Annotated in this window: 20 protein-coding genes; 8 read left to right on the top strand and 12 right to left on the bottom strand. The window is 44.6% G+C overall.

The features are described from left to right. Positions 1-31: 31 nt before the first annotated feature. Together BCT49_RS16325 and BCT49_RS16330 are read right to left on the bottom strand one after the other, a co-directional pair. On the bottom strand, positions 32-709 hold the full coding sequence (locus tag BCT49_RS16325; protein ID WP_102436631.1) for an endonuclease III domain-containing protein: 678 nt from the start codon (positions 707-709) through the stop codon (positions 32-34). 4 nt (positions 710-713) lie between these two features. After that, positions 714-1,583, bottom strand: coding sequence for a LysR family transcriptional regulator (locus tag BCT49_RS16330; RefSeq protein WP_050632447.1), 870 nt, complete (start codon positions 1,581-1,583; stop codon positions 714-716). A 262-nt stretch (positions 1,584-1,845) separates the two neighbouring features. Here BCT49_RS16330 and BCT49_RS16335 point away from each other — a divergent pair, with 262 nt between their 5' ends. Beyond that, entirely contained in the window at positions 1,846-2,193 is a 348-nt protein-coding gene (locus BCT49_RS16335) for a DUF3316 domain-containing protein (protein ID WP_017076504.1), read from the top strand. Between the two features lie 176 nt (positions 2,194-2,369). Here BCT49_RS16335 and BCT49_RS16340 read toward each other — a convergent pair whose 3' ends face one another. Beyond that, complete coding sequence (locus BCT49_RS16340; protein ID WP_102436869.1) at positions 2,370-4,007, bottom strand: methyl-accepting chemotaxis protein; 1,638 nt, start codon at positions 4,005-4,007, stop codon at positions 2,370-2,372. Positions 4,008-4,266: 259 nt separating this feature from the next. Between BCT49_RS16340 and BCT49_RS16345 the strand changes: the two genes are divergently transcribed. After that, a complete protein-coding gene (locus BCT49_RS16345; RefSeq protein ID WP_017088295.1) occupies positions 4,267-4,692 on the top strand; it encodes a DUF3010 family protein in 426 nt (141 codons plus the stop codon). Between the two features lie 100 nt (positions 4,693-4,792). Here BCT49_RS16345 and BCT49_RS16350 read toward each other — a convergent pair whose 3' ends face one another. Beyond that, positions 4,793-5,692 (bottom strand): DMT family transporter, encoded by a 900-nt coding sequence (locus tag BCT49_RS16350; RefSeq protein ID WP_102436633.1) that lies wholly within the window; start codon positions 5,690-5,692, stop codon positions 4,793-4,795. Positions 5,693-5,816: 124 nt separating this feature from the next. Between BCT49_RS16350 and BCT49_RS16355 the strand changes: the two genes are divergently transcribed. The 4 genes from BCT49_RS16355 to BCT49_RS16370 all read left to right on the top strand — a co-directional run bounded on the left by BCT49_RS16355 (position 5,817) and on the right by BCT49_RS16370 (position 11,165). Beyond that, positions 5,817-7,244, top strand: coding sequence for a PLP-dependent aminotransferase family protein (locus BCT49_RS16355; RefSeq protein WP_102436635.1), 1,428 nt, complete (start codon positions 5,817-5,819; stop codon positions 7,242-7,244). A 119-nt stretch (positions 7,245-7,363) separates the two neighbouring features. Further along, positions 7,364-8,368, top strand: coding sequence for a LacI family DNA-binding transcriptional regulator (locus BCT49_RS16360; protein WP_102436871.1), 1,005 nt, complete (start codon positions 7,364-7,366; stop codon positions 8,366-8,368). Positions 8,369-8,513: 145 nt separating this feature from the next. Continuing rightward, entirely contained in the window at positions 8,514-9,977 is a 1,464-nt protein-coding gene (gene nhaC, locus BCT49_RS16365; RefSeq protein ID WP_102436637.1) for a Na+/H+ antiporter NhaC, read from the top strand. Positions 9,978-9,989: 12 nt separating this feature from the next. Continuing rightward, the gene (locus BCT49_RS16370; RefSeq protein ID WP_102436639.1) at positions 9,990-11,165 is read left to right on the top strand and encodes a MalY/PatB family protein; all 1,176 of its coding nucleotides are present in this window, start codon (positions 9,990-9,992) and stop codon (positions 11,163-11,165) included. Between the two features lie 93 nt (positions 11,166-11,258). Here the strand turns inward: BCT49_RS16370 and BCT49_RS16375 are convergent, their stop codons facing one another. The 8 genes from BCT49_RS16375 to BCT49_RS16410 form a co-directional block, all read right to left on the bottom strand. After that, entirely contained in the window at positions 11,259-11,807 is a 549-nt protein-coding gene (locus BCT49_RS16375) for a carboxymuconolactone decarboxylase family protein (RefSeq protein ID WP_102436641.1), read from the bottom strand. A gap of 279 nt (positions 11,808-12,086) precedes the next feature. Further along, positions 12,087-12,650, bottom strand: coding sequence for a GNAT family N-acetyltransferase (locus BCT49_RS16380; RefSeq protein ID WP_102436643.1), 564 nt, complete (start codon positions 12,648-12,650; stop codon positions 12,087-12,089). After that, positions 12,651-13,874: a MerR family transcriptional regulator gene (locus BCT49_RS16385; protein ID WP_102436645.1), complete on the bottom strand. Its 1,224-nt coding sequence runs from the start codon at positions 13,872-13,874 to the stop codon at positions 12,651-12,653. Positions 13,875-13,938: 64 nt separating this feature from the next. Beyond that, entirely contained in the window at positions 13,939-14,925 is a 987-nt protein-coding gene (gene yidZ / locus BCT49_RS16390) for an HTH-type transcriptional regulator YidZ (protein WP_102436647.1), read from the bottom strand. After that, a complete protein-coding gene (locus tag BCT49_RS16395; protein WP_102436649.1) occupies positions 14,900-16,111 on the bottom strand; it encodes an MFS transporter in 1,212 nt (403 codons plus the stop codon). The genes yidZ and BCT49_RS16395 overlap by 26 nt, the downstream gene beginning before the upstream one ends. A gap of 84 nt (positions 16,112-16,195) precedes the next feature. Next, the gene (locus BCT49_RS16400) at positions 16,196-17,425 is read right to left on the bottom strand and encodes an MFS transporter (protein WP_102436651.1); all 1,230 of its coding nucleotides are present in this window, start codon (positions 17,423-17,425) and stop codon (positions 16,196-16,198) included. Beyond that, positions 17,422-18,618 carry a D-alanyl-D-alanine carboxypeptidase family protein gene (locus BCT49_RS16405; protein WP_372166250.1) on the bottom strand — a complete coding sequence of 399 codons (1,197 nt, stop codon included), beginning with the start codon at positions 18,616-18,618 and terminating at the stop codon, positions 17,422-17,424. The genes BCT49_RS16400 and BCT49_RS16405 overlap by 4 nt, the downstream gene beginning before the upstream one ends. Positions 18,619-18,689: 71 nt before the next feature. After that, a complete protein-coding gene (locus BCT49_RS16410; protein ID WP_102436655.1) occupies positions 18,690-20,126 on the bottom strand; it encodes a Mur ligase family protein in 1,437 nt (478 codons plus the stop codon). Between the two features lie 152 nt (positions 20,127-20,278). Here BCT49_RS16410 and BCT49_RS16415 point away from each other — a divergent pair, with 152 nt between their 5' ends. Continuing rightward, positions 20,279-21,217, top strand: a complete 939-nt coding sequence (locus BCT49_RS16415) for a LysR substrate-binding domain-containing protein (RefSeq protein ID WP_241908100.1) — start codon at positions 20,279-20,281, stop codon at positions 21,215-21,217. 340 nt (positions 21,218-21,557) lie between these two features. Next, the gene (locus BCT49_RS16420; protein WP_102436659.1) at positions 21,558-22,721 is read left to right on the top strand and encodes an amino acid permease; all 1,164 of its coding nucleotides are present in this window, start codon (positions 21,558-21,560) and stop codon (positions 22,719-22,721) included. Positions 22,722-22,900 lie beyond the last annotated feature (179 nt).

Below are 22,900 nucleotides of genomic sequence, written 5' to 3' on the forward strand. Positions count from 1 at the left end.
GTTTGAATGAAAGGAATAGCGCTGAGTAGAACTAAGCTCCAACTCCGGCCTTAACGCAATCTTGATTCAGTGGGCAATGTTCACACTTAGGTTTTGGGTTACAAAATTGCTGACCATGCTCGACGAGTAAGCCATGATAATAGCCGTACCTTTTTGTATCCAGAGGGATTGCGCTTTCCATTAAAGCTCGAAATTTCTCATACGATTTAGGCACATCCAGTCCATTGCGAGTAAAGATCCTTCTCGCGTACGCATCAATCACAAAAGATGGCTTGCCTATCGCATACACTAGAATCGCGTCAGCCGTTTCACCACCTATTCCTTTGACTTCCAATAACTCTTTTCGAAGCTGATCTTTGTCCTGCTTACGAACCACCGACATATCGTATTGGTACTTAGAAAACCACTCAGTCACGGCCTTCAACTTAATGGCTTTCTGATTATAGTAACCACTAGAACGAATCTTTTGGGCAAGATAATCAAGATCCATCTTTGCAACTGACCTTGGATTACACTTGTCGCCTAAATTGGTGAGTGCTTTCTCTGCATTCTTCCAGTTGGTATTTTGAACCAGAATAGCGCCTAAAATGATCTCGTAAGGGTCATTTCTTTGCCACCAATCAAAATAGCCGTAGTACTGCTCAAGTGTCTCGAACACTCTGAGTATCAAGTCGTTTGGACTGATTGCATTACGGTGGCTTGGCGTCATAGAACTAGTCCAGTTGCTCAGAAAGGAAATCGACTAATAAGCGAACCTTTGAAGACAAGTTACGGTTCTGCGGATAAAGCGCCCAGATCCCCTCTTTGTCATCTCGGTAATCCGATAGCACCTCAACCAACTCTCCAGAATCAAGGTCTTCGCTCACGTAGTACTCTGGTAATTGCACTAAGCCAATGCTCTGCTTTGCTGCATCCAGCAAGGCTAGACCACTGTTGCACTTGATACGCCCATTCACGCGAACTGAGCGAGGGCGACCATTTTCTTTAAAACGCCAATGCTCAAAACCACCGACCAAACATTGGTGATGGCTTAACTCAGAAAGCGTATGCGGCTCGCCATAACTCTCAATATATTCAGGGCTTGCACACACGTAGAGTTGTCGTTGAGAAAGCTTCTTCGCCACAAGGCTTGAATCTTCTAGGCGACCAAGACGAATCGCCACATCAACACCCGAATCGATAAGATCAAGTTTTTGGTTGGTCAGCATCAGCTCGAGCTCTACTTGCGGGTGAAGCTTTAAGAATTGGTGAAGTATCGGGGCGAGTTGACGTTCGCCATAGGTCACGGGCGCAGTCACTTTCAACAAACCTTTCGGTGTGGATTGCATCTGCGTTACGGCTAGTTCAGCAATTTCTAAGCCCTCGACCAGCAACTTACATTGCTGATAATAGAGTTGCCCCGCCTCTGTTAGAGAAACCTTTCGAGTCGTTCGATTGAGTAGTTTAACTGCGAGTCTTTCTTCGAGATTTGCCACCCTGCGACTGATTTGAGCCACCGACGTAGCAAGCTTCTGCGCCGCACCAGTAAAGCTTTCACGCTCTGCCACTGCAACAAACTCACTTACCCCTTCCCAATTGGCCATGCATTTACCCTATGTTGAACGATGGTTACCCATACAGTGTATTGAAGTTACAAATTGCTGTCACCTTGCTTGATATGCTCTGTGCATAAATCTTCACCACCTACAATCGTTCAAAATCATTCCAACCAACCGCTGACATTTCTCATTATTCCTTACCGTACACTAACAAAATCGTCTTCTCCCCTGACACTCATCTTACCACTTCATTGATATGTTGGTTCTGTACCGGAACACAGGTACTTCAACAAAGTAAGGTACTCCTATGAAAAAATTAATCATACTTGCATCAACTCTTGTACTCAGCACAACAGCGTTTGCAGCAACCAAAACAACGATTCAAGAAACAACGCTAAAATCTGATACATTTGTTACTGAAGCGGAAGCATACGATGCAGGAACAAACCTTATGGATGAGCTAAGCGCAAAGACACCTTTTGAGCTTTCTAGAGAACTGCCACAGTTCCAACAAACAACAAAATACGATTCGTTCAAGATTGATGACGCGAATATGGAAGTGAAAAAAATCACTAACATGAGCGGTGACATCCATTACCAAGCGAATGTAAAAGTTGACTACCGTTACACATACAAAGACGGTCGTAGCAGCTAACAAAGCATTATTACAAGGTCGGAAAAACCGATCTGGTATCTAAAAAGAAAGCCCGCACTCATTGATCGCGGGCTTTTTTGTGGTTCATCGAGGATGAGTAGAGACAAGAAACTAGCAACTAGCAACTAGCAACTAGCAACGATTATCGGCTCATATTTGCCTGTTTGTTTACAAGATTAAACTTCAAACTGAGAAACTAGGCCATCAAGCGCTTCGCACTGTTCTGCTAGTGCCATACACGCGTTCTCGGCGCTGCTTGCCATCTCCACCATTTGCATAGTGCTTTCAGCTATGCGTTGTACATTCTTGTTCACTTCTTCAGACACTTGAGATTGTTGCGATGCCGCCGTTGCGATTTGCGTGTTCATCTCGTTCATCATGCCGATTGAGTTACGAATTTCACTCAATGAAGACGCAGCTGTACTTGCTTGAACGATGGTTTTCTCGCCGCTGACTTTACTTTCATTCATCACGATAACCGCTTGCTTGGCACCGACTTCAAGACGTTCGATCATCGACTGAATTTCACCTGTACTGTCTTGAGTTTTACTCGCCAAAGCGCGCACTTCATCTGCTACAACAGCAAAACCACGGCCCTGCTCACCGGCGCGAGCGGCTTCAATCGCGGCATTCAATGCCAATAAGTTGGTTTGCTCTGCAATTCCTCTGATCACGCCAAGAATAGACGCAATGTTCTTCACATCGGTATCCAGCTCTTGAACCACACCACCTGCATTCTCGATATCTTGCGCGAGGCGTTCGATAGAAGTCACCGTTAAACCCAAAGTGCTGTCCGCCGATTCCACTTCGTGGTTCGCGACATTACTTGCGGTTGCTGCATCTAATGCATTGCCACTCACAGCCATGCTTGTTGCTTGCATTTCATGAACCGCTGCTGCCACAACTTCACTTTCTTGTTGTTGATTAGCAGAGAACTGAGCCACACTTTGCGTCAAAGACTTGATGTTCTCCATCTCAGAACGTACCGCATTCGATGCCAAGATAACTTGTTCGACAGTAACGTGGATCTTGCTAACGAACTGATTAAATGCAGAACTCAAACGAGCAATTTCATCACTACCTTCAACAACCATGCGCTGAGACAAATCACCATCTCCAGAAGCAATATCACTCATGGCTTTTTCGACGTTTTGGATTGGTTTCACAATAAAACGATTCGATAGCCATATAGAGAACAACGCGGCAAAGATAGCAACACCCATCCCTACTTCAATGATCAACTTACTTGATTCAATTGAATCATCCGCTTGTTGACGAAGCGCTTTCTGCTTCAGTTCAATTAGGGTTCTGATATCACGTAATTGGTCACGGATAATCGCAAACTCAGCATCTAGTGCTGGTGAGTAATCGATGTTGTATTGGTGCGCATTGGCAGGGTCTGCAAACATTGGTTCATGCAGCGACACCCACTTACTCATCGCGTTAACCAACTTTGATAGCTCACCGCGAGAAGAAGGATCCAACACGCCTGCCCTGTAAAGCGTTTCAACACTCTCAAAACGAGGAACCGCTTTATAAGCGTTGTCTCTGAATTCAAATTTTTGGTATTCGATGGCAGCTTGGTCTTTTGCAAGCAACAGACCTTGAGCCGAAGCGATAATTTGGTAGATATCACGATAGCCGTCTTCTAGATTGTCCAGAACCGGTTGAACGATATTATTAAGCTCGTTATTAATCTCCGCTTGAGCATTAGACTTGATAACGTTAAGCACTGTTACAGTAGAGAAAACAATCACAATCACCAGCAACGGGATCGCAATTTTACTCTTAATCGAAAGATTGTTGATATTCATAGGGGTTAATAACCACATGGTAAATAGGGATGCGCGCGCAATATACAGCACCCATATGAAATCGCGCTAAGGTTTTGTGAGCCCCATCTCATAGCAAACGATACCGCTTATTCGCATGGTGATTATTTAATCAAAGGTTAACTTTCAATAGACAAAATATTCTCTGATTTGGACTTATTTGCCGCTGATACACGCAAATACTGGAGAAGTGTTAGAAATAACACCATAATGTACGGCTCAAAAGTAAATAGGTATAAACATGAAAATTTGTGGCGTTGAAATCAAAGGTAATGATGCAATCATTTGTCTACTTTCTCTTTCTGATGGCGTATTTAACATTCCTGATTGTCGCGTTTCAAAAGTCGCAATTGGCGATGCAAACGACACGCAAAACATGAAAGATTTTCAATTCTCTTTCGCAAAACTGATGGAAGATTACCAAGTAGATAAAGTGGTAATTCGTCAGCGCCAAACTAAAGGCAAATTTGCTGGCGGTGGCTTCGGTTTCAAACTAGAAGCAGCAATTCAGTTGATCGATGGCCTTGACGTAACGGTCGTATCACCAGCTGACATTAAAGAAAGTCTTAAGCGCAATCCTCTTATGATGAAGTTCAAAGAAACTGGCCTTAAGCAATACCAAGAAGCACCGTTTACAACGGCATACGCTTGTTTGATGCAACGTTAATCGTTAGCGCAAGATTTACAAAAAAAGAGCCTGCATCGTCAGGCTCTTTTTTGTTTCTACAGCGATGCTTTCAAGTACAAGCCAGCTTGGTCATACACTCTTACCGATCTAATGCTGCATGTCTTCGGAATTTAACCAGTTCAGGTTTCTTCACCACCAAATAAACCGCAGCGGCTGACAACGCGAAGCCCATTGCACCATAGATATCGAACGATTCACCAAAGATAAGCCAAGCTTGAATTGCGGTCGTCGGTGGAACGAGATAGAACACCGATGCCACACTTGAAGATGCGCCATGTTCTACCATGTACAGCAGCAACAATATTGCGATACAAGACAACACAACCACCAACCAGATTAGCGTTAACGTAAATTCTACCGTCCAGTTCACCTGCATGGTTTCGTAACGCATTGCAAAAGGCAGAAACAGCGCAGCTGAAGCCAAGTATTGCACCATCGCGCCACCCACCATATCAGTGCCCTGACAAAAACGTTTCTGGTACAAGGTGCCGCAGGTAATACCCACCAGTGACACTAAACACAACAACGTAGCCATGCCTTTTTGGTCATCTGACTGCCATTGAATATTTCCCATCAACACTAAGCTAATCCCCGCAAAACCCAGCGCTAAGCCAAGCCATTGCGCGAAGTTAAAGCGCTGTGAAGCACAACTGACCATAATCAGCGCGGTAAGGATAGGTTGTAGACCCACCAACAGCGAACTTAACCCCGCAGGCATCCCCCAATCGATCGCCAAATAAGTGCCACCAAGATAAAAGCCATGAATCAAGATACCGACCACACAAGCATGGAAGAATGCTCGACCACGAGGAATTTGACGCTTAAGGATTGCAATCAAAACCAAGAACAGCGCCACGTTGGCCACCATCCTTAGTGAAAGTAACGTCGCGGGTTCGGCGTATTCCACACCAAGACGTGCGCCAACAAAGCCTGACGACCACAATATTACAAACACAAACGGAATCATTTTAATCAGCATTACAAACCTCTGGTCAACTCTTCATCAATGCTGTTACCTTAGTTGGGTACAGATAACTAATAAAGATACAGATATAACACTTTAAATGGTTACAGATTGAGAGTGAACAACGAGGGAGAATAACGTGGAAGCAGAACTCATCGGCAATAAATATCTCGCCACCGAACAACATATTAAGGCTCAGATTGATAAAGGGCTTTTTCATCCAGATGATCGCCTTCCCTCGATCCGTCAGTTAAGCGAACAGCTTGGTGTGAGCAAAAACACCGTGATTCGCGCCTATCAAGAATTGGAAGCCACGGGCTGGGTATATTCAGTTCCCAAGTCCGGTTATCGCGTCAAAGCCCCGAACACCACAAGTTGGGATGCGCCCAGCCAACCTCAAAAAGTTGACCTGTTGTCGGTCACCAAGTCTGTACTCTCTCGTCCAAAAGGTCGTTTGAAACTGCTTGCTGGTTCTGCACACCCGAACATTAATAATCCTGCGATTCGAAGCTTATACGCCGAGATCGGTCGCCATAGCCGTTTACAAACTCAGTTGCCCGGTTATTACCAATTACCCCCCGGCGACGAGCAATTAGTAAAGCAATTGTTAAAGATCACCCATGATCTAGGTGTGCCTGCGGGATCGAAAGAGATTGCGATTACTCATGGTGCTCAACAGGCGATCAGTTTGGCTTTACGTGCACTCACCAAACCGGGTGACATCGTAGCGGTAGAGTCACCGTGTTACTTCGGGAATTTATTGTTACTCGAGTCACTTGGCTTACAAGCCCTTGAAATACCAAGCAGTGTTAGCCACGGAATCGACATTCCTTCGCTACAAAGTGCATTAGATAAGTGGGAAGTGAAAACGCTGCTGCTGACACCAAACTTTACCAACCCGACAGGTTCAAGAATGCCTCTAGCCAATCGAAAAGCCTTGTTGGAGATAACCGGATCTTTGCCGATTATAGAAGACGATGTGTTTGGCAGTCTGGCGTTTGATGCACCGATTGCGAGTCTAAAAGAGCTTGATGACCAAGATCGCGTGATCTACGTAAACTCGCTATCTAAAACCTTAGATTCCCGCCTGCGTGTCGGTTGGTTACTTTCAGGTCGCTATCAACCCTTGGTCGAAAAGTATCTGCTATGTGACAATATGGGCAGCTCGAACCTCATGCAATCCGCGGTCGGGCAGTTTCTCACGACAGGCAAATATCGCAGTCATTTATCCAAAATGAAACGGCTCTATCAAACCAATCAAAAACAGTTTCAAAGCCTGTTAATACAAGCACTGGATAGCTACCCGCACCTTGTTGGGCGCTATCACTTGTCAAAACCGGAAGGCTCATTTCTCAACTGGATAACACTCCCAGAATCGGTCGACAGTTATGCCGTCTATCAAGATTGCTTAAAACATAAACTAGGGATCTTACCCGGCACCGTGTTTGGTACACACGATCAATTCAAACACTGCCTGCGCTTCACTGTCGCCAACATCGAAGAGAGTAAAGATTGGAAAGAAGGAATTGTCACGTTGGCGAAGTTGATCGCGAAACATGCACGTTAGATATTTCCAGTATTCGACTAATATTCTCAGCCCAGAGTTAATAGCTTTGACCTTACTAACATATTAAACATTAGAGATTCGCTACACTCGCAGCCTTTCTATGCTTGGCAGAATTAAACGTGGCAACAATAAAAGATGTAGCAGCACTTGCAGGGGTTTCAACAGCAACGGTTTCTCGTGTATTAAACCGTACCTGCTATGTTGAGCCCATCACGCTAGAACGTGTAGAACGTGCAGTCAAAGAGCTTAATTACCACAAAGACGCGCGTGCAACCGCCTTAGCAAGCAGAAGCAGCAATACGCTTGGGTTACTGACGGGCAACCTTGCGGATCCATTTTTTGCGCTAGTCGCCAAGAGTGTCGAGGAAGTGGCTAGAACCAATGGCTACCAATTGGTCGTGGTAAGTGGCGGACACAATGCTCAGCGAGAAAAAGAAGGCCTCGACTTTCTTATCAGCCAAGGTTGTGAAGCAATGGTCATCCATTCGAAAATGCTCGATGACACCACCCTACTACGTTACTCCGCTCAATTACCGGCAATGGTGTTACTCAACCGTACGATCGCTCAAATATCGAATCGCTCAGTTTGGGTAGACAACCAACTTGGGGCTCAAATATCAGTGCAACACCTCATCGAGCTGGGTCATCGAAAAATTGCCTATGTCTCGAGCGACCTTCCAATCCAGGACAGAACCGACCGCTTGCAAGGCTACCAAGAAGCCATGAAAACGGCCAATATCGAAATACAACCTAATTGGATCATCAACCAAAACTTTAGTGAATCAGGTGGTGAAGCCGCGGGTGACATTTTGGTAAGCCAATGCCCAGAGGTCACAGCCGCAGTCACCTTTAATGATGTGATGGCCGCAGGCTTAATGACCAGCTTACAAGATCAAGGCATCTCGGTTCCCAACGATATTTCAGTCATCGGCTTTGATGATGTTTTGCTCGCTCGCTACCTTTACCCTCCGTTAACCACCATGCACAACCCTATTGACGAGATGTCGACTTATGCGGCTAACCTTGCCATAAAACTTAAAGCCGCAGGATACGCACCTCCCAAACAACATAAATTCGAAGCGACACTGGTTGAAAGGCAGACGGTTAAGTCAATCAAGCACTAAAATGAGACGAAATGTGACCAAAATCTCATGTACACATCTCATGTAACCGCTTACATGAAAACAGCATTGAAGTCGCACTTTCGATTTCAGAGCACGCTTATTATCCATTCCGAACAAACCCTACATTCACCTGAGGACAACAAATATGAATAACTCAAAGCCTCTACCATCGTTCGGATTAGCATTAGCGCCTATAGCCGTTATGTTTGCGCTGCTTGCTATTGGATACGGTGTTTTAGGACTTCGCATTGAAGTTCTGCTACTCATTTCTGCGACTTTCACAGCATGTATTGCTTGGAAGATGGGCTACAACTGGGATGACATCATCAACGCGATTGTTGAGAAACTCGCAAAAGCAATGCCTGTTATCTTGATATTGGTTTCAGTGGGCGGCCTTATCGCCAGCTGGATGATCAGTGGCACCATCCCTTACATGGTTTACTGGGGACTTAAAGTCATCAGTGCTGAATACATACTCATTGCTGCCTTTTTCGTTACTTCTGTTGTCTCTGTGTGTACTGGTACTTCTTGGGGCTCTGCGGGTACCGTTGGTGTCGCACTGATGGGTGTTGCGGCAGGTTTAGATGTATCACTGGCTGCAGCTGCCGGCGCCGTTGTTTCTGGCGCCTATTTTGGCGATAAGATCTCGCCTCTTTCAGACTCAACCAACTTTGCACCTGTCGTTTCAGGCACGACCTTATACGAACACATTCAACACATGCTTTACACAACGCTACCGGGTTTTGTGATTGCTTCTGTTGTCTTTTTCTTCGCTGGCCAAAGTGCCGATATAAGCACGGTTGGCGAGCCAGAAAAAGTGACTCAAATTCTTGCTGGGTTAGATAGCCTTTATAACTTCAACATTCTTCTGATTATCCCACCAGTCATGATCCTTTGGGGTGCGTTAACCAAAAAGCCTGTGCTGCCACTGATGTTAGGTGCGTCTGCCCTAGCGATTGTATTAGGTATGGTTCTACAAGGTTTCTCTCTTCAACAAGGTTTCCAAGCTTATGTCGACGGCTTCAATGTCGCTCTGTTTGAATCAAAAGGTACAGCGATTGATGGCTTAATTCCTGATGTGTCTAAGCTGCTTAACCGTGGTGGTTTGTTCTCAATGATGAGCACCATCCTACTAGTTTTCTGTGCGTTCTCTTTTGCAGGTGTGTTAAGCCTAACCGGTGCACTAAATGTGGTACTAGGTCGTTTCTTGCATATGATTCACTCAACAGGACAACTTATCGCATCAACAGTAATCGCGACGATTACCGTAGTTTTCACGACATCTGATGGCAAACTAGCCCTTCTTATCCCAGGTGAGTTGTTCCAAAACGCTTACCGTAAAATGGGGCTAGATACTAAAAACCTATCCAGAACCATCGAAGACGCAGGCACGATTATTGAGCCACTGGTTCCTTGGACAGCTGCGGGTATTTACATGGCAAGCACACTCGGCGTAGCAACGTTAGATTACCTACCTTGGGCTATCCAATGTTACACCGGCGTCGTTTTCGCTCTGATTTATGGCTTCACTGGATTTGGTATTGCACGCGCAAAGCCCGAACAGTCAGAAGACTCCGTAGAAACTTCTCTAGCTCACAGCACTAAGTAAGGCTCACATCCTATGAATTCTTTCGACAATACGATTAACCGCCGAAATACAGGATCGGTAAAGTGGGATTTTATGGATCAGAAGCTAGGGTTGGAAGGATCTGACTTGCTACCTATGTGGGTCTCTGACTACGATTTCCAAGCTCCTCAGCAAGTGCTCGACCGTTTAGCTCAAGATATCGCTCATGGTATTTTTGGGTACTCAGAACGTCAGGATGACTATTACCAAGCTATGATTGATTGGTTTAGAAACCAACATGACACTGAAATCAAAAAAGAGTGGATAACCACGATACATGGTGTATTGCCGGGTATCGCAATGGCACTACAAATGCTCACGCAAGTGAATGACCAGATCGTTATCCAAAGCCCAGGCTACGGATCATTTCGTAAGATCATCGAACTGAATGACCGAAGAGTTTTGAACAATCCGTTGATTGAATCTGATGGTCACTACCAGCTTGATTTTGCTCACTTGGAAGACTGCTTTGCCAATGGTGCAAAGGCATTGATCTTCTGTAATCCTCATAACCCAACAGGAAGAGCATGGAATAAGCAAGAGATAACCCAAGTTGCAGAGCTGTGTAAAAAACACGATGTATGTCTAATCAGTGATGAAATTTGGAGTGATCTAACGCTAACACCTAATGTATTCCATTCAACATTAAGCTTACCAAGTTCGCTAACCGACAAACTTATTGTGGCGACTGCGGCCAGTAAAACGTTTGGTTTGTCATCATTGAGAATCTCAAACTTCGTCATTCCGAATTCGGAGTTGAAGGAGCAGTTTATTCGCCGTTTGGACGCTCATGGCATGGATTGCTTCAACAGCCTATCAATGTCAGCGGCGACCACGGCGTATCAAGAGTGTGAAACTTGGTTAGCGGACTTAAAACACTATCTGCAAGACAATATAGAAACGCTGAACGGATTCATAAAAGCAGAATTTCCTCATATTCGTTTCACAAAGCCCGAAGCGACGTATCTTGCATGGCTAGATTGCCGTGCAATGAAACTAAGCGATGCAGAGCTAGAACGTAAACTCATTGCAGCCGGCATTGTACCAAGTATGGGTTGTGCCTTTGGCGAGGAAGGTTCAGGGTTTATTCGCTTGAATCTAGGGTGTCCTGCAGAAATATTATCAGACGCTTTGGTGCGACTTAAAATAGCATTAGGTGCAGATAAATAAGCAATAAAAAAACATATCCCAATCAATACAACAAAGCCCCACTCAACTGAGCGGGGCTTTCATCATTCTTAGTCTTACTTAGCTAAAGGCAGATTAACCTTTCCAAGCAAACTGTTCGAATACCTTGTCTACTGGCGTTTCAGCAACACGGTTTACATAGTTACTGATTACTTTCTGAGACAAGCCAAGAATCACTTCTAACACTTGTTGTTGACCGTAACCCGCATCAAAGAATGCTGTCATTTCACTTTCAGACACATTGCCACGATTACGAACCATGCTTAGCGTGAAGTCGTGCAGTGCTTGCAACTTCTCAGTTGGCATGGCTGTACGATTACGTAGCGCTTCGGTGATTGCAGGATCAACCTTCATTGAGTGTGCAATACCTGTATGCGCCGGCACACAGTAATGACATTCGTGTTCAACGTTAATGGTTTGCCAAACAACCGTAAGCTCTTCAGCATCAAAAGACGAGTCGTTAAAAAGCTGATGAAGCTCTCTGTAGGCTTTCAGCGTATTTGGAGATTCAGCTAGTACGCCAAACAACCCCGGTACTCTTCCCATCTGTTTTTTTGCACCCTCAAGAATGAGTTTACTTTGTTCTGGTGCTGATTCTACTGAGTGAATTTTGAAGTTGCTCATGGCTCTATTCCTATCAATTCTGATTCTAAGTTTATTCAATCACGGAGTAATTAATGACGGTTCTCCGTTGGTGTGAAAACAATATAAACCAAACCAGAACGATCGTTCAAGTGTTATTTTGAACAATCGTTCAAAATAACTATCGAATAAGAAATCAAAAGGGGAAGTAGACTATTTAAAATCGAGCTATTTTTAACTTATCTTTCTGATTAAAAACAAAAAAGCCCATCAAGTGAAACCTGATGGGCTTACATTCATCTAAGATTTTATTTTGAGCGACTACCAATATTCAGCATGAGCCAAAGCTTGAACACAGCTCGACTGTTCACTCGTCACTTTGATTTCACTGCCAGTCAGCGATTGAGCGATCCAGCCATGAGGGTAGCTCAACTCAAATGGCGCTGGGATTTGTTCAACAGTGATTTGCTCAAAGCCCACTCTTGAATAATAGCTAGGATCACCGTACGTCACCGCAAGTTCGACACCCTGTTCTTTTAGAGCGTCTAAACCAAAGTTAATCAGCTTTTGGCCAATACCGCGCTTTTGAACCTGAGTGCTCACCGCTACTGGTGAAAGCAAGTACGCCTTGGTTTCATCGTCAAATGAAAGCGGAGTAAAGATAATCGCGCCAACAATCGTGCTGTCAGATTCACTGGCATCATCTTCAGCAACAAAGCAAAGTAACTTGTCCGAATCAGTGGTTGTTAAGAGATCGTTGGCAAGCTTACCCACTGTTTTACCTTCGTTCTCGCCTTCTGAATTAGTAAAGGTTTGAGTAAAAAGTTGAGTGATCGTTTCGATTTCGCTTGAATCATATTGTCTAAATTTCATGGTGTTCTTCACTTACTGTACTTTCTTCAACACAAAGAAGTGATAATCAAAATCACGCTTAGCAGAGCCTTCCGAAAGTTCGCTCTTAAGCCTGCTGTTATTGAAGAATTGTTTAATTTCATTGTCGCAATCTGCGAGCGCTTTTGAGTTCGGCATCGTCGCTTTCAAAGACTCGACTTGCTTTTGTAAAGGCTGATAATAGGCAAGCCAGCCTGCATCGCTCAGCGTAAAGTCATCCAAAACTTGATAACCAGCCGCCTTTGCATGCTTGATGCGCTCAGCGACCGTGGTCATGTCTGGGTACTCTTTTTGCCAGAACGCTTTGATTGATTCGCTTGGACTGTCGGTGTTCCACACCAAATCATTGACGACCAAGATGCCATCATCGGAAAGTAGCTTCCGCCACTGCTTTAACGCCTTCTGAACACCCATGATGTAAGCGCTGCCTTCCGACCAGATTAAGTCGAACGACATAGTTTCAAACGGCAAATCCATCATGCTTGCGCACACGGTTTTAATATTGCTTTCTAAGCCAAATGCTTGCGCTTGCTGAGCCAGAATATCTAAACTCGGTTGATCATTGTCGACTGCAGTAATCTGCACATCGGGTTGATTTTCTTTGAGGGCTTTCGCCAGCACAGAGGTGGCAATACCTTTACCACAACCAATCTCAAGGACGTGTTTCGGTGTGTGAGGAACTTGTGCCAATGCCGCTAAAGTATCTTCAGCCGTTCCAGGCCCTAACCGTTCTAATCCGTCAAAAATGACGCCAAAATCCGCCATGTATTGCTCATGTTCATTCATGTCTTTCGATAACCACTTTAATCGCAGAGCCTGCTTCTCATCAAAGCCCTGCTTAATTAACCAATCGAGGTGTGCATCTGGCGCAAGCTTGTCCATCGACTCATGCCACTCTTCTAAGCCACTTTCGCCTAACATTGCGGCTAATAGATCTCGTGAACGCTGCTTTTGTACTAGCTCTTCATCCAACTGCTTAAGGCGATTTTCCAACAAACTTCGTTCGACCTTTGCATCTAAACAGGCTTGGCACTCTTTGAGTGTTAATCCACCCGCTTGCAGTTGTTGTAACAACCGAACACGCTGCAGATCTTTTTCTGAATACAGACGATAACCATTACTCTGGCGTTGAGCTTCAATCAAACCTAGCTTGCCGTAATACAGCAATGTCGAGCGACTCAATCCAACTAACTCGGCCAGTTCAGAGATACGATACATGCACTTCCCCCCTCATTTCGGTAGCAAAGATAAACTATGAAGTTGTAGTCAGGTCAACAGCCCATTAAACATTTGTCTTATCTTGTCCTTGTTGAGCTTCAAATTGGTAAAGCTCTCTGAGCGTATCTTTTAACCATAGAACGATTGGGTTGTAGGCATTACGCTTGTGCCAAATCATGGTGAATGGGATCAGCAACTTATTGGCACTTTCTTCATCTAGAGGGATAGGTAAGCAGGTAAGATTGGGGTGAAGTTGTTCTACGTAACGTCGGCAGTAATTCGGCGCAACAGTAGTCATGGTGTGATTTGACTGGGCAGTCATAAATAACGATTGTTCGAAGCCCGCTAACGTCAATGCGATATTGCGGTCGAGCTGCAGGTCGGTTAGTACTTCATCCAGCGCCCATGTTTCACTTTTCTCCCACACAATATTGATATGAGGGTATTTAAGGAAAGCCTCAAGGTTCCACTCTTCTTGCAAGGCCGGATGGTCTTTTCTTAGATACACGACAGGCAAGTCGTGGAACAGAACCTCGAAGTCGATGAAATATGGCAGCGCGTCTAGGGATTCTTTCGAACGCGGGTGGCTTTCTCGCCCAGAAAACCCAATGTCCGATTCGCCGCGAACGATGGAATCGATCGAGTCATAATCCCAATTACGCATTTTGATTTTTGCATCTGGATAGCGTTGATACACGCTTTGCGTCAGCTCATTGAGCATGATTAGCGACAGAGGAGATTCAGCCTCGAGATTCAAGCGCAGATCTTTGGGCGCATCGTCGCCACGAGTCGTCAATATTTGGCTACCGATCTGCAACCAATCTTGAAGATCTTTCACCATGCTCAGCGCAAGTGGTGTTGGCGTTAAACCTCTTGGTGTCTTTACAAATAGAGGATCATCGAACCAGTCTCGAAGTTTAGTCAGTGATTTGCTTACCGTTGAGGGCGTAACGTTGAGCTTTTTGGCAGCTTTGGAAACACTCTGCTCTTGCAACAGCAATTGCAGAGTGAATAACAGATTCAGATCAAGACGGGCTAGTGGCTTCTTCATAATCACTTTTAACTTGGGAAGGACCTACCCATAGTATTAGAGCAATACTGATAACTCCACCAGCAGCTAATATAAATACCAACATATTCAATGCACTTAGCCCGATAACGCCCATCAACCAGATAAACAGTGCCGACGTACACACCTGAGAAACGCCCAGTATCGAACTCGCGACGCCTGCTCGTTGTGAATAACAGCTCAATGCTTGGCTCATCGCAACACCAAAACCCAGTGAGAAACCGCCGCACACGAAAGCAAAACCTAACAACGTGACGTAATGGCCTAAGCCGCCGCCAATCGACGCGAGCAACAAAATAGTGGCAATAACAAAGCACGCTTGTGAAGTCAGCATTAGGTTCTTTTGTTTAAACACATTCAAAGCAAACGGGGCTGAGAAAGACACCAACATACTCACCAACGCGGTTAAAGCCATGGTGTAAGAGTACTGACCTCGGTCGAAACCAAGCTCTGTCATGATCAGCATTGGAGACACATTCACGTAAGTCAAAATCGCCGTCACGCCTAAGCTGGTCATGATCACACGGCTGACAAACAACGGTTCTTTAAACGTTTCGATTGAAGTTGATTGAGGTGTCTCAGATAAAGAAGCTTTCGTTATTATCGACTCTGTAACCTTAGGTTTAGTCTCTTTTAGCACGAGCACCGACAACAAACACACCACCACTCCCATGCTCGCCATGGTCGTGAACAAACTCGGCCACGGGTAAACCGTCATGATTAAGTGGCCAATCACAGGCGCAAGCACGGGTACGATGCAGGTAATGCCATTCATCATCGACAACACCTTAGCGCGCTTTTGGTCGTCTAACACATCTCGCAAAATAGCGAATGCCACTACATAACATGAACCCGCACCAACACCTTGGAAAAAGCGTACCGCTAGAAACGGTTCCGCACTGGTGACGACTCCACCTAACATCGAAGAGATAGCAAAGACAATCGCACCGAAAATAGCGACTGGCTTTCTTCCTACACTGTCGGCAAATTTACCGGCGAACAACATGGTGGTTGCCATGCCCGCAAGATAGATGGAGAACGCGACATGAAGCTGCGCCTCAGAGGCATTTAAGTCCGCTGCAATTTGAGGTAAGCCAACCAGATACAAGTCAATCGCCGTTGGATACAAGAGAACAAGCGCAAAACTACAAAACAGAAAACGATACATAAAACCCCCACATAATTGGTGTGAGGATAATAAGAGCGAAACGCTAAACTACCGAGTGGCTTCTGCGACAACGGATCTTTCCATTTACGACAAACCCTCATGACTCTGGTTAGAAGCATCTCTGATTGAGGCGTACATCAAACAGCTAATAACACAAAGTCCACCCATTATTAGATAGCCCGTACTCATACCAAACAGCTTTACACTCATCCCAGAAATCAAGTAACAAAACAACCACCAGAAGTGTGTCAAAGAAAAATGAGCCGCAAAATAGGGAGCCGTATCTTCACCTTCACAAGTTTGGGTAATCAACAAGCCAGCTGAGGTTTGAATACAAGACATACCAACGCCCATCGCTAAACACATTAGGCCAAACCCTATCCAACCCGGCGTAAAGCTCCCTAAGACAAAAGAAGCGCATATGGTAACTAACCCTATCCAGTGAAAATGCTGGGGAGAGTGACTCTCTAACCACTTTGGTAATCGTAGCGCCATAAGCATAGAGCCCAAGCCAACAACCATCATCGCTAATGCGGTTTGCGTTTCATCACCATGCAGTACTTCATGAACATAAATCACAGTGTTAACTAACACCATCGCAGATGCACTGGCGGCGGCCAAATAAGCAAACCACAAAGCTCTCAACTTAGGTTTTTTCAAATAATTGCGAAGCCCTTGCACCGCACTAGGGCTCTCAGTTTTATTGACTGACTCTTTCACACGTTTCAGATTTGGTAGTGTGCACAGTAAGATCAAAACACCCGACAGAATAAAAGTGGCCGCATCCAACATAAACAACTGCCTAAAGCCAATTAAACTCAGTAATAAAGCCGTTAACATTGGGCTAAAAATCTGCTCAAGATCGTAAGCCATTCTGCTAAACGATAGTGCTTTCGCGTATTGTGTTTTATCAACTAACACCAAAGGCAGAGTGGATTGAAACATCGGAGTAAACCCCGCAGAGCATGCATTGATAAGAAACATCAGCACATAGACTTCCCACACGTCAGTGACAAACGGCAAGCAAACAAACAGTAGCGCCCTAATCAAATCGAGTGCAACCAGAGTCTGCCGTTTCGGCAGCTTATGAGCAATAGCACCAAATATCGGAGCTAATCCAATATACGCCAACATCTTTAAAGCAAAAGCGATACTCAGAACCATACCCGCTTCATCGCCAGACAGTTCATAGGCAAGTAAAGCTAAGCAGACAGAGCTCATGCCAGTGCCGACCAAAGATATGATTTGTGCAGAGAGCAAGCGAACATAATCTCGATTGCGCCACATAGACGTATTGCTCATTTCCGCGATCATTCTTTCACCTCAATCCGCCCGATCAAGTCCGAGAATAACCCACGCAACCACAGCTTTACGCTATCCCACAGTCGCACTACCCAAGAGCCTTTTTCTACAGATTGCTCCGCTACTAAAATGTAACTTGCCACCTGATTGCCGTTACTTTCCCATACGACTTTTCCAACTTCGGCCCCCTGCTTAACTGGCGCAACCAACGGCTCAATCAATACAACCGATTTTTGCAGAGAATCGACTGTTCCTCTCGGCATTGTTAAATACGCATCTTCGGCTACCTTGGCGTTAACTTGTTCAGCTCCTCCCTTCCAAACTCGCACCTGAGACTCGATTTGATTCTCTTCCATCACTTGTTTGGTATCGTAGAAACGAAATCCATAACTCAATAAATTCTTTGAAGCCGTGGTTCGGGCTTGAGGACTATTGGTACCCATAACAACTGATATCAAACGCATTTTACCTTCTGTAGCAGAGCTGACTAAGCTATAGCCAGCATCTTCGGTATAACCCGTTTTTCCACCATCGACGTTGATAGACTTGTCCCAAAGCAGTTTATTTCGATTATATTGAGTAATCTTATTCCATTTAAACAAGCGCTCTTCATACAAAGCATAAACGTCTGGTACATCCTTAATAATCGACTTCATCAAAATTGCCATATCAAGCGGAGAAGTTTGAATTCCTTCACCGTCCAAGCCATGCGCATTCACAAAGTTAGTATCTTGCAGCCCGAGAGAACTCGCCCAACCATTCATTAGGCTAACAAAAGCTTGCTCACTACCCGCGATATATTCAGCCAAAGCAACAGAAGCATCATTTCCCGACTGAACGATCACGCCTTTCATAAGGTTAGAGATTGAAATCTCATCTCCAGGTTGAATAAACATCTTGGATGAATCTGAGAATTTGGCCGACCAAGCATTTTCACTGATCGAGACTGTATCCTCCCAGGTCAATCTACCGGCCTTAATTTCTTGCCCGATGACGTAAGCTGTCATCAATTTAGTTAAACTTGCAGGAGCTAAAATCGCACGTGAGTTTTGCTCAGCAATGATGGCGCCAGATTGAAAATCCATTAATACGTAACCTTTGGCGGGCAAGTCTGGTGGGTTAGGCGTTACCACCGCGAAGCTTGGGCTACTGACGCTTCCTAAAATAAAGCCTAACAATACGAATAGCCGGATATTCTTAATCAACGCTTTTAAACAAGTAGATGATTGCAAAGTAAGTAGGAATACACTTAGTCGATTCGACAATAACGCACGATTCATGACTCTTCCTCCAGCGTCAGTACAGCAATATCGCCAATATAGCTCTGACGACCAACTTGATTGGTCGTAATGTACTGGTGGGTTTCCGATCCTTTACCGCAAACCAAGATAAGATCGCCACTTCGACTCAATTGCTTAGCGACCTGAATTGCCTCATAACGATCACTAATTTCATAGCAAAGTGCGTCGTTTACTTGTGAGGTTAATGCTCTGAAAATGTCCTCTTGCATTTCACCTAATGGGTTGTCCGAAGTAAAAATGACAACATCAGAATGGTTAGCACATAACTTCCCGATATCCGCTGCATCACGAATTCGATCACCTGTCACGCCAACGACAGTGATAACTCGCTTAGCCAATTGAGAATGGATGCCTCGATAGAGAGCCGTGAGGCCATCATGGTTATGGGCGTAATCAACGAGAGCCACAGCACCATTATTTAGCGAGAGATATTTTGAACGCCCATCAGGGGCAACAACGCTATTCAACGCGTCCGCGATATTCGACAACGACCACTTTAATGCCAAAAGGGTTGTCGCCATTGCTAGGGTGTTCTCGACATTAAACTGAAAGGGAAGTTGGCTAGAAACAGACTTTTTGCTACCTTGATGATTGAGAATAAAGGTAGCGCCAAATTTCTCAACCTTAAGCTGTTCGACATAGAGATCCGCTTTAGGGTTATGCATTGAGAAAGTCAGTACATTCACTCGACTACTTGCTCGTTCAATCGCGACATTGGCGTGTGCATCATCGAGGTTGATCACCGCAAAGCCATTGGGTTGAATACGATCTAAAATCTGAAGCTTCGCTTGAACATAACCATCCATCGTCCTGTGATAGTCAAGGTGGTCACGACCAATGTTGGTGATCACTCCAACGGAGAGCGGTACAAACCCAGCTCTGTCTTGAACTAATGCATGACTACTCAGTTCCATGACATTGTCAGTAACCTGCGCTTCAGCCATATCCTTGAATAAGTTTAACAATGTGACCCCGTCTGGCGTGGTATTACTCAACTCTTGTTTTTTGCCCGCAAACTCCACACCGAGCGTCCCAATATAGGCGCTCTGTTGCTTGTTCTTAAGAATCTGATTCAAACCATGTGCGACGGTCGTTTTTCCATTGGTCCCCGTAATACCGATATGATTGATCTTCTTATGCGGGTATTCATAGAAAGCTTTAATAAGTAGCAGGCTTTGATAATGACTTCCGGTTATTAATACAGGCACAGACGCTGAAACGGGTTTTGTTGCAATGATTGCAACCGCACCATTCGCAACTGCACTTTCAATATATCGATGGCTGTCATGAGCAGTCCCTTCACGACAAACGAATACATCCTGAGGCTCAATGTCCTCACTATTTGTTGAGAAGCGCCTAATCGACAGCGTGCTCAGTTGTTTTAAGAAGCCTTTCAATTTGTCACTCAACATCCACTTGTCCCTTATTTGGCTAGGATTTCTTGCTTGAGTTGAGTATATTTTGCTAATCACCATCGATAAAATTGAACAAATCAATCCAACTTATCAGCGAAATTGATAACCTAGATTCTTTTTTGTTATTTCTACCAAATGCGAGGATTGCTGTGAAAGATCTTAATTGGCGTGGAATCGACCTCAACCTACTGTTAACTTTCGATGCTCTTTTTCGTTTAAAAAGTGTTTCGACAGCCTCAAAAGAGTTGCACTTGGGACAACCTGCCACCAGCTATAACCTAAAACGACTTCGAGAGTTATTAGATGACCCGCTGTTTGAAAGGCAAGGTAATAAGATGCTGCCAACCATGAGAGCACATGAAGTCGCCCCCAAGGTTCAACAAATTTTGGCGATTTTTACGCAAGATGTTTTACCTGCTGAGCAATTTGAGCCAGAAAACTACACAGGTCAGTTCGTCATTGGCATCAGTGATTATGCAGAGCAGATCTTTGGTCCGGACATTTTCGACACTCTTCAGCAACTTGCACCTCTTAGCAAAGTTCTGCTCAAACCGGTCGATAGCGCAAATTGTGTGACCTTACTTGAAGACCAAGATACTGACTTGTGCATTGGCGTATTTCAGGAATTGCCAAGCCATTTAAATACCACTTTCCTTTACCGAGAAAAACATCTGTGCACCTTTGATAACAAGGTATTGAAAACCATCCTCCCGATACCACTCGAGACTTATTTAAAAACGCCACAAATGATTATTACGGCTAACCAAGAACTCACGAGCCAAGTCGATATCACGTTGGAGAATATTGGTGTAAAACGCAATGTTGTGCTTGGTACAACTCGTTTTTTAACCATTCGAAGAATGCTTTCGGGAAGAAACGTATTAGCTGTAATGGCAGAGATGGTAGGTCGTTCTGAATTGATAGAAGATGACTTGGTCTTATGCGAACCGCCGATTAAAATCCCTGACTTTGACATCGACATGGTGACGTTGAAACGAAATGCAAATCACCCTCGCATCCAGTTTCTTACTCTGCTCGTCCAAAACCTGATTCAAGAAAAAGTCAAAGAGCTCAGGCTCATCAAATAACACTCATGACAAACACGATGACATGCAAGGATTCATTAAATAAGCAAGGTTTTGACTCAATTTCACTGTAATTAAGACATGACTTAATCAACCTCAACTTGCGAATTCTTGAACGGCGATCAATTTACAAAAGTTATCAAAAAGCTAAAAAGAATCACCAGGCAAATATCACAAGCTATCAGATATACACCCCATAAATTCGCGCTTAAATTTTTTAGAAAAATTCAAAATTTATTAGAATTTAACCCCTAACTTTGCTGAGTAATTTGTTAGTCTTGGCAACAAATATTTACAATCCAACTAAAAATTAATTGGATACCTCGAGGTTGTTTTCTTGAATATGAAATTATTCGGCAGTTCTTTGATTCTTTCAGGAACTGCATTAGGGGCTGGTATGCTTGCCATTCCCATGGTGTTGGCCCAATTTGGCTTCATGATCAGCTCAGTGCTGATGCTACTTATCTTTATCGGCACCACTTACTCAGCTCTTCTTCTGGCAGAAGCGTGCACCAAAACTAAAGACAACAGTGGCATGAGCAGTGTTGCTTACCTAACTCTGGGCAGCAAAGGTAAACACTTTATCAATGCACTCTTTTACCTGTTGCTGGTCTGCATGCTGATCGCTTATATCTTGGGTGTTGGCGATATCATTCATAAGCTATTGCTCGACGTGGGCGTAGACATCTCTGCATCCGCTGCTTATACCGTTTTCAGCCTATTGATGGGTGTGATTGTGGTGGCGGGTAAATCATATATCGACAAATTAAATCGCGGTTTATTCATCATGATGGTGGTGATGCTATTTATCGTTATCGCCTCTTTGTTTAGCAACATTCGCCTTGATTACCTGACTCAAGCCAGCAAATACAAGGCTAATGACGTGGTGCAGTACAGCGCGGTTATCTTTACTAGTTTTGCCTCTATGGTAGTGATCCCGTCACTGGTTATCTACAACCGCGAAGCGACTCAAAAGCAGATCCGTAACATGATTCTGCTGGGCTCGGTGATTCCACTAATCTGCTACCTAACTTGGTTATTCGCGATTATCGGTAACCTTGGTACAGACGCTATCAGCCAGTTCCATAACATTTCAGAACTGATCTCTGCGTTTAGCGGGCAGTCTGCTTGGCTGAAAGTCGTGATTGCGCTGTTCTCAGCATTGGCACTGGTGACATCTTTCCTTGGCGTGTCCATGGCGCTTTACGACCAAAACAAAGACGCCGTTACCAATAACAAACTACTGGCTTACGCTCTGACCTTTGTATTGCCTTTGGTACTCGCTGAACTGTTCGCGAGCCAGTTTGTGAGCATGCTGGATTATGCGGGCATGGTATTGGTATTCTTAGCTATCTGGGGGCCTCTGGCGATGGTAGTTAAGGTTCGTAGACCTGATTTCCCTCACCTACAAACTGAAGGCAGCTACACAGCAGCCGGTGGCGATACGGCACTGATGGCAACATTCGGCTTTGGTGCGTTGATTTTTATCTCTTGGTTTATGGGTTAACTATTCACTTGGTCATAGACCCAAACTAAGACCAGAAAGAGCAGCGTTGACTGCTCTTTTTTTATGCCTAATTTCCCTACCCACGTTATTCCTTCCTCCTTCTCGACAGGCATCGCCTGAGACCTTCAAAGAACGTATTTAGAAACAGTCATTTAGATAAACAACTCGTCATATTTAGA

Source organism: Vibrio lentus (assembly GCF_002875945.1).
GTDB lineage: Bacteria > Pseudomonadota > Gammaproteobacteria > Enterobacterales > Vibrionaceae > Vibrio > Vibrio apostichopi.